The sequence below is a fragment of the Streptomyces sp. MnatMP-M17 genome, assembly GCF_900091995.1.
Lineage (GTDB): Bacteria > Actinomycetota > Actinomycetes > Streptomycetales > Streptomycetaceae > Streptomyces.
Map to the genome: position 1 here is coordinate 1 of NZ_FMDK01000427.1, position 7,720 is coordinate 7,720.

10 protein-coding genes and 1 pseudogene are annotated in these 7,720 nt (G+C 68.5%); 7 read left to right on the forward strand and 4 right to left on the reverse strand.

The window, feature by feature from the left end; translation table 11 throughout:
- Window positions 1-97 precede the first annotated feature (97 nt).
- From GA0115259_RS19480 to GA0115259_RS19495, 4 genes are read left to right on the forward strand one after another with little or no spacing between them, the layout of a single operon-like run.
- Window positions 98-679: a hypothetical protein gene (locus GA0115259_RS19480; protein ID WP_093598656.1), complete on the forward strand. Its 582-nt coding sequence runs from the start codon at window positions 98-100 to the stop codon at window positions 677-679.
- 14 nt (window positions 680-693) lie between these two features.
- The gene (locus GA0115259_RS19485; protein ID WP_093598659.1) at window positions 694-987 is read left to right on the forward strand and encodes a hypothetical protein; all 294 of its coding nucleotides are present in this window, start codon (window positions 694-696) and stop codon (window positions 985-987) included.
- On the forward strand, window positions 984-1,289 hold the full coding sequence (locus GA0115259_RS19490; RefSeq protein WP_093598662.1) for a DUF6247 family protein: 306 nt from the start codon (window positions 984-986) through the stop codon (window positions 1,287-1,289). The genes GA0115259_RS19485 and GA0115259_RS19490 overlap by 4 nt, the downstream gene beginning before the upstream one ends.
- Window positions 1,286-1,549: a hypothetical protein gene (locus tag GA0115259_RS19495; RefSeq protein WP_093598665.1), complete on the forward strand. Its 264-nt coding sequence runs from the start codon at window positions 1,286-1,288 to the stop codon at window positions 1,547-1,549. Before GA0115259_RS19490 ends, GA0115259_RS19495 begins: the two co-directional genes overlap by 4 nt.
- Window positions 1,550-1,669: 120 nt before the next feature.
- On the opposite strand, the gene GA0115259_RS19500 is transcribed toward GA0115259_RS19495, so the two are convergent.
- From GA0115259_RS19500 to GA0115259_RS19515, 4 genes are all read right to left on the reverse strand, one after another.
- Window positions 1,670-2,611: a bacteriocin fulvocin C-related protein gene (locus tag GA0115259_RS19500; protein WP_161230418.1), complete on the reverse strand. Its 942-nt coding sequence runs from the start codon at window positions 2,609-2,611 to the stop codon at window positions 1,670-1,672.
- Window positions 2,612-2,625: 14 nt separating this feature from the next.
- Window positions 2,626-3,702: an AraC-like ligand-binding domain-containing protein gene (locus GA0115259_RS19505; protein WP_093598671.1), complete on the reverse strand. Its 1,077-nt coding sequence runs from the start codon at window positions 3,700-3,702 to the stop codon at window positions 2,626-2,628.
- Between the two features lie 156 nt (window positions 3,703-3,858).
- Complete coding sequence (locus GA0115259_RS19510; RefSeq protein WP_093598674.1) at window positions 3,859-4,434, reverse strand: hypothetical protein; 576 nt, start codon at window positions 4,432-4,434, stop codon at window positions 3,859-3,861.
- A gap of 171 nt (window positions 4,435-4,605) precedes the next feature.
- Window positions 4,606-5,130 (reverse strand): hypothetical protein, encoded by a 525-nt coding sequence (locus GA0115259_RS19515; protein ID WP_093598677.1) that lies wholly within the window; start codon window positions 5,128-5,130, stop codon window positions 4,606-4,608.
- 644 nt (window positions 5,131-5,774) lie between these two features.
- On the opposite strand from GA0115259_RS19515, the gene GA0115259_RS19520 reads away from it, so the two are divergent.
- The 3 genes and pseudogenes from GA0115259_RS19520 to GA0115259_RS19535 all read left to right on the forward strand — a co-directional run.
- Window positions 5,775-6,626, forward strand: coding sequence for a hypothetical protein (locus GA0115259_RS19520; RefSeq protein WP_093598680.1), 852 nt, complete (start codon window positions 5,775-5,777; stop codon window positions 6,624-6,626).
- A gap of 249 nt (window positions 6,627-6,875) precedes the next feature.
- On the forward strand, window positions 6,876-7,313 hold the full coding sequence (locus GA0115259_RS19525; RefSeq protein ID WP_161230419.1) for a hypothetical protein: 438 nt from the start codon (window positions 6,876-6,878) through the stop codon (window positions 7,311-7,313).
- 52 nt (window positions 7,314-7,365) lie between these two features.
- A pseudogene (locus GA0115259_RS19535) lies at window positions 7,366-7,720 on the forward strand (hypothetical protein); the annotation flags it as partial.

Below are 7,720 nucleotides of genomic sequence, written 5' to 3' on the forward strand. Positions count from 1 at the left end.
GGCACTTTCTGCTTTCCTGACCGCCTGCCGGACACCCCACTTCATGAAAGCGCGAGGCTAAAGACCCGCCAACTCAAGGGCTCATCCGCCAGATGAAGTGCTCAGTCTCATCCCGCCCATCGACCGCGATAAGAGCCCCCTGCTCGATGCAGACCACGATGCTGTCCGCATCGCCGACGCGCTGCGCTCCAGCCCGCACATCACCTTCGTCGCCCCGGCCGCGCCCGGCGACGAGACGGTCTGGTTCCGCGACGCCTACGGCACCAGCTTCGAGCTGTCCCTCGCCACCGTGGAGCCGGACCCCGACGGTGAGCGGGTGGCCTACGCCTGGGACGCCGTGGTCGCCGCGATCGGCAACCACCGGCACTTCATCCGTGCCGCCCTCGAACAGCCGTCCTTCGGGCCGCTCAACCTCAACACCATCACCGCGCTCACCCGCACCGGCAACGAGTACACCCTCACGCTGACCGCCGGCTACCGCCCCGTCGACGACCAGGAGCACTCCACCCCGGCCGCCGACGTCGCCTACGCCGCCGACCGGCTGCTGACCAGCGACCCGAGCGACTCGGAACGGGCGACGGCCGAACTCCTCAACTACGTGGCCGCCACCTGGGACAAGCAGGACCAGCCGCTGCGCCAGCACGCCCAGGCCATCACCCGCGCCCTGCGTACGAGGTAGAACGAGATCAACGCATGTCCGCATCCACGGCCGCCCAGCACGCGTACTGTGAGTTGACGACCCGCCAGAAGGACCAGCCGATGAGCGCACGCCCCGACCACGGCCCTCTTCAGGCCGACATCGCGGCCTACAAGCACCCTGACCTGGCCGACGTGCTGCTGTGCCCCGAACATGGTGAGGGGCTGGGCCGGCTGATTCCGCTGACCATCCACGACGTGCCGTACGGCAGATTCTGCAGCTGGGGCACGGACGACGACATGACGGTGTGCGGCAACGCCCTTCCCATGAAGAAGAGGAGCAGCCGATGAGCGCGCAGCCCGACCACGCACCCCTCACGGTGTACGCCCCCGCCCCGGGAGCTCCGGCCGAACTCCTCGCCCAGCTGCGCGCCGACCGGCGTGCCGACACGTGGGTGCCGGCCTTCGAGCGGGAGTGGGCGGCAGCGCTCGAGGAATCGCGGCGCACGTTCTCCCTCGGCGGGCTCTACGAGGTCATCCAGGAGTGGCAGGGCCGCCTCGCCTCCGCCCCGGCCGTCGACGCATTCGTCGCCTCCGGCTACGACGACAGCGGGTTCATCGACATGGCGGAGCTCCGGGGAAGACGCCGGTGACCGCTCAGCCACCGTACGCGGTCCGCTTCTCCGCCTCGGCGGCGAAGGTCCTCGGCACCCTGCCCGAGCACGTCGAAGACACCGTGTGGGATGTCCTGGACGCCGCGGCGGCCGATCCGTGGGGCTTCAGCCGGTGGAACGCCGACGACCCCGAAGGCGAGGACGTCCGCCACGTCTCCGTCGGCCAGCTCTCCCTCACCTACTGGGTGAACCGCCCCCTGCGCCGCCTGTCCGTCCTCACCATCACCTGGCTCGGGTAGCCACCCGACGACAACGCCCCGACCTCGGCATTCGAGCTGCTGGGGTCGGGGCGTTGTCGTAGCCCGGCCGTACTGCTCAGACTACCGACAGCCCGTGGCTACTCAGTTCCCGCTGCGTGATCAGTAACACAGACCGTTGCAGTCGTACTGGTAGAGAAACCCGCAGTCCGAGGGAATGATGGTGCAGCCCCCACGTCGGCAAGAGCCGCTGCAGTAGTCGCTCTCCGTCGCGCACGAGCAGTAGGCCAGTGGTCCGAGCCCGGCGTCCGCAGGTCCGAGCCGGGCGAGCAGGTCGGCGGCTCCCTCACGGCCGAACTCACGCTTCGCCACGTCCTCAAGACGCCGCACCTTTTGGGAGACGTCCTCCTCAGACAGGAGCAGCTTGGGTGCCAGCTCGCGAGCCTGGTCGATGACCTGCGTCTGAGAGGCCGACAGGTCGGGATGTGCTGCGCGGTAGTGCTCGAAGTGGTCTAGCCAGAGTTGTGTTCGGTCCTGCGGCGGCAGCGCACGCAGAATCGCCTTGCGGTACGGCTCCGAGTGCTTGGTTATCTCCGTGTAGGTGCGCGGCAGGTTGCCTTTGTTGGCCTCGACCCATGCCTGCGCCTGGGGCTGGCTCGATTGTGCGAAGGCAGGCGTCTTGCCCATCATCGTCAGGGTGGCCGCCGCAGCGATCCCGCCGCACAGTTGCAAGAACTGCTTGCGACCGATCGACTTGCTGTCGGGTTGCGACGAGCCGTGCTTGGCCTCGTGGCGCAAACGGCCCAGAGCGCGCAGAACCCGGACTGTCGCGCCTGGCCCGAGCCGCCTTACCAGGGGAACTGTCATGGCGGGTCCCGTCCACGCGCGGACGGCAGGCCCGTCGACGCGGAGTAACGTCGGGGTCCACTCAGGGTCGAGGCCCATACTCTGGCGCCGCCACCCCTGCACGTCGGGGTCGGTCAGGGGAAGGACCTCCAGCTTGCCGTCGCTCGCCTCGGCCACGGCTGAGGAGATCGCCGTGCACGTGCCGCAGGTGGCGTCGAACGCCATCACCCACTGCTTCTGCTCCTTTGCAGGTGTCACTGATGTTCCGCCTTTCAGGTGCTCGGGCTACTCCGGTCGATGGTTGGCGAGAGCATGCCACCGGGCGGCAGTGGTGTCGTTGACCGTCCGCGCACGGTAGTTGACGGTTCCTGCACGCCGTGTCTGTGCGCGCCCAAGTGGCGGTAGTCCCGGGGGGAAATGCCATAGGCGGCACGGAAGACTCTGCTGAAGTGAGCCTTGTCGATGAAGCCCCAGCGGCTCGCGATGGCCTGGATGGAGCGCGAGGAAAGGCTCGGATCGGTGAGATCACGACAGCAACGCTCCAGGCGGCATTCACGGATCCAGCCAGCCACCGTGAGTCCTTGCTCGTAGAAGAGTTTGTACAGGTATCGGGTGGAAATGCCGTGTGCGGCTGCAATGGCTTCGGGGGTCAATCCTGGATCGGCGAGCCGTTGCTGGATGAAGTCGTGAATGCGTACCTCTAAGGCCCGTCGGCGGGCATCCGGGCTCATCGCTTCCTCGGCATCCAGACAACGCGCAACCACGGACCCGAGGAGGTCCAAGGTGGCCGAGGCGAGGACGGGGATGTCGGCCGACGTGAACTCGTCTGCGCGTACACTGAGATCGGTCAGCCAGCGGGCAAACGCCCCGCCCATGCCTCTGCGCCCGTCGATCGGGGCACCGAGCAGAGCCTGCACCGTCTTATCCGGCAGTGGCAGCAGTCGGCGAGAAAATTGCACAGTCACGTGTGACCAACTGTCCAGAACAGCGTGAACCTCTCCGCGGTAGGGACGGCTGCTGTCCATCAAGACCAAGTCTCCGGCACGTAGTGCCGTATCGCAGCTACCTGTGGAGAGAACTCCCTCCTGACGGAGGAAGTAGTTGATCTGGTAAGCCTCGGGATCGTACTGCCGGATCAACTTCGGGGTCCGCGTGATTTCCAGATGCGGAAAGTGCATGGTGGAGACCTGTAACTCCCCTAAATCCAGAACTCGCATCCTGGCACGGAAGTCATCTTGATCATTGCTACGTAGCCGGTTGATCATGTACAAGCGATCAGTGATTTCGGTAAACAGTTCGAACCGCTCCGACGCCGCCACAACCTCCGTGCTGAATTCCGTCACCAGCATTTCCAACCCTCCGTAGCCGGTTCCCTCGCGGCTTCGAACGTGGCATGGGGAAACGTACTCAGTCCAGCAGCACATCGGTCACATGTGCCGCCACGCGCCTCCTCGCGGGCAACGAAGTCTCAAGATCAAGAAGCATCGAGGCTTAGAAACACGCATTCAGGCGTTGCCCCACGCTTCGAAGAATCGCTTGCGGTCGTCCTGGGTCTCGTGCAGCCGTCGCTGGGTGAGCAGAACATGCCAGGCGGTGGTCTCGGCGTCGCGCAGCCACAGCTGCCCGAGGTAGCGGCCGCCTGCGACGAGCGTGTCGTGGGCCAGTGCGTCACCGATCACCTTGGTCACGGCGTCGCGCTGCTGGTCGTCGAGTTCGGCCAGGAAGCTGAGCACCCGGTCGGCGACGCCCGCTTCGTTCCCCCTGGCCAGGCGGTCGAAGGTCGGACCGCCCATGTTGCCGGGGTCGATGTACAGAGCGGCATCGCCTCCCGCGTTGCCCAGCGCCGCCCAGAACGCGTTGCCGTCGGGTGTGCCCGGCAGGGGGAGGGCTGCGAAGAGGTCGATCAGATGACCGTTGGCCGCCTGGTTGTACGCGACGTCGCAGGCTGCCGCAGAAGCAATCTTCGCGACGTGCCCGGTGGTCAGCCCCGCACCCTCTGGCCAGTCCAATGGGGTGTTGAGCTGCTGGGCGAGGTGCTGCGCCAGCTCACTGTCGTCGTCCAGGAATCGCCGGATGATCACAAGTTCCCCCAGGTCAGTGCCAGTTGGCGTATGAAGGCCGCTCTCTTTGCCTGCCAGTCTGCCCAACTGGGCAGTGATCCGCTGGGGTGCGCGGACAACGTCTGGAATCCGCCCCGGCATGATCGGGCCACGGCCATGTTCCCCACGCCTCACATGGGCGGCAACGCGCGGCTACTGCTCACTGGCTGCCGCCATGGAGTTGAAGGTCTCCCGCATGAGCAGGTCGGTGGCTCCGGGCTGTTCGACCAGGTTGTCGAAGAGGTCGGCGAGCAGCCAGAGCACGAAGTTGTGCACCATGGCTTCCTTCGGCGCGATCTTCCCGAACTGGTCGCGCCAGGCCATGGTGTCCATGCCCATGGCCGCGGCCATGAGGACGCCGGTGACCATCGGTACCTGGGCGGGGTCGGCCAGTTCGAAGCTGGGGAGCTTGCGGATCACGGCCAGGATCAGGTCACTGAGCGGATCGAGGCGGTCCTCCTCCGGGCCGTCCTGCTGGCCGATGATGTGGGCGGTCAGCACGCCCACCAGGAAGACCGTGCCCCGGGACACTTCGTCCCGGCCGTAGATGTCCATCGCGGCCTGGACACGCTGCTGCGCCTGCTGGCGTTCCTTGTCTGACGTGCGCCTTTCCAAGATCCGGTACGAGTCCCACGCCGCGCGGATCGCCTCGTCCACGACTACACCGTCACTGGTCATGCGCTGACCGTAGCGAGTCGGCGGACCGCGGTGGCGGTACTCGCACGAACCGTCGGCCGGCCCCGGTGCGGCACGCCGTCTTCCGGCCAGAGCGCTGGTCGGGGCTGCGGAGTTTCACGGCCCGGCCCTCCAGCAGCACCGTGAGGGTGAAATTCCGCCCCGCTCGGTGTGCCGTCCCGCTCTTCATGAGCGCTGTACCAAGGACGCCGCGCCGCCCTCGATCGGGTGAATCCATCGACCGCGGCTGTCTCCAGCTACTCCCTGCGGGTGACGCCGTGTCAGTCCCGATGCCTACCGTCCGAACCGTGACCCCTGTGCGCCCTGGCGGGCGCCCGATGAACGGCGGTGATCCGTCATGTCCCTGGTCGACGGGCTGAGAAGCCCCCACACCCCGCTGCGCCGGTTCCTGGACCGCGAACTGTCCGCCGGCGCGAGGCCGTTGCGCGACAACTACCGCACCCAGCACCGCGCCGACCACGTCCTGCTCCCGCCGCCCGGCGTCGCCACCGAGGCCCGGCACCGTCGGCACGGCGATCGACCAGCGGCTGCGCCTGGCCTTCACCGCGGCCGCGCCGGTCGACGACGCCTCCCTCATCGGGATCGAGCGCACCGGCTCGATCAGCGGCCGCGGGGCGGGTCTGCGGATGCACGCCGTCGGCAACGAGCTCGCGGTACGCCTGACCGAGACGGTGCAGCGCCTGGACCTCGACAACCGGGGCCTTCCGGTCGACCGCGGCCAGGACGAAGAGGAGGACCTGGCTCGCATGCTCATCGCCGCGGCCTGGTACCAGGTCCTCGCCCGCACCCCGATCGGCTTTGCCTTCACCCCGCTCGCCGGGACCGCCCTCAAGGACCCCGGCGCCTTCACCCTCGACCGGCTGCTCCAGCTCCCGCACCGCGACATGGTGGCCGATGTCACCGCCCAGCTCCACAAGGCCGCCCACGGCCCACTGGAGGCCCTGCGTGCCCGTACCCGGCCCGAGGACTGTGCCAGCGGGCCAACGTTCGCCGGCGCCCGCATCACCGCCGACGCGGACATCGTCGTCGACGGAACCCTGATCGACTTCAAGAGCGCCCGCCACCCGCTGGCGGAGATGTCCCAGCGCACCGCCTGGCAGCTGACCGGCTACCTGCTGCTCGATGCCGCCGACACCTACCGGATCGACACCGTCGGCCTCTACCTCTCCCGCTCCGGGGTTCTCACCACCTGGCCCGTCGACGACTACCTCGCCCTGCCGGGCGCCTGCCGCCGCGACCTCACCGAGCTGCGCGGCGTGTTCGGCGAACTCCTCACCGGCTGCCGGGGCCAGGCCGACGCCCAGTACTTCGGCACGCAGGAAGAGACCGAGCGCGTCCGGGCAGCTGCTGGAGCGCCTGGCGCCCGTCGCCGGGCCCGGCGACTGCCCGGTGTGCACCCAGGCACTGCCCCAGGCCGCCCGCCGGCCCCGGAAGTTCTGCACCACCTGGTGCCGCAACCGCAGGAAGGTTCTCCGTGACCGCGGACTGATGCCAGGAGGCCCGCGCCCACTGCTCCCCGCCCCACACAAGCCACACCTGGACCTCCCCGACGGCTCGGAGATTGTGAGCCTCACAGCCCATACCCCAGGCACACGGGGTGCGCTGTGAGCTCTGTGAGGGTGTGAGGCCGTCGTCCTGTACCACAATCCTGACCGTTTGCCACCGACTTTGACCGGTCACGCCGACCATCGCGGCGCACTCCGGGCATCGGCCTACTCTGTGGTGCCATGGATGACGAGCTGACCAACGACGACCATCTCCGGGCCCTGGCCGCGCTGGAAGCCGTTGTCCACAACAACGACGGCGCCCTGGAGGCCCTGGCGGGCGGCGCGCACGAGCGCCCGCTGGCCGCCCTGCTCGCCGCGTACGGGAAGCACACCCTCCACCGCGTCCTGCTCACCGCGTTCGGCATCGAGGCCACCATGACCCGCGACGAGACCGGCCAGCGTGTCGCGGAGCTCAACGGCGATCCCATGGCGCGCATCGTCTTCCTCCTGACCGACTCCCTGCACCACCAGGCCGCCCTCGCCGGCGACGACCTCGTCACCGCCAAACGAATCGGCGGGTCCATCCTGCTCGCGCTCCACGCCTTCACCGACGCGGACAACCAGGACGCCCTGACCCTGCTGCGGGCCCTGCGCAACCAGGTCCTCCAAGCCCACTGAACCGCCCCCGCACGCCCTGGCCCCGCACGCCGGGCCGGAGGACGATGGACTCGTGGGCGAGCAGCACGAGGACCAGGAGCACGTCGCCGAACCGGCGCGGACGCCGTTGTCGACCGCCCAGGCCCGGGAGATGACGGTCGGGCTGCGCGAGGCGATGGACGACGTGCGGCGCTCCGTGGCGGTCCTCGCGGCCCGGGTCCGCGACGCGCACGCCGCCCGCGTCTGGCTCCCCCTCGGACACGGCAGCTGGGAGTCCTACTGCCGGGCGGAGTTCGGCATCAGCCGCGCGCAGGCGTACCGGCTCCTGGACGTCGCCCGCGCCCTGGCCGCGATCCACGGCGCGGTCACCGCCGGCACCGAGACGTCTCGCACGCGAGACACCGGCCCCGCCGCCGCGCTCGACTACG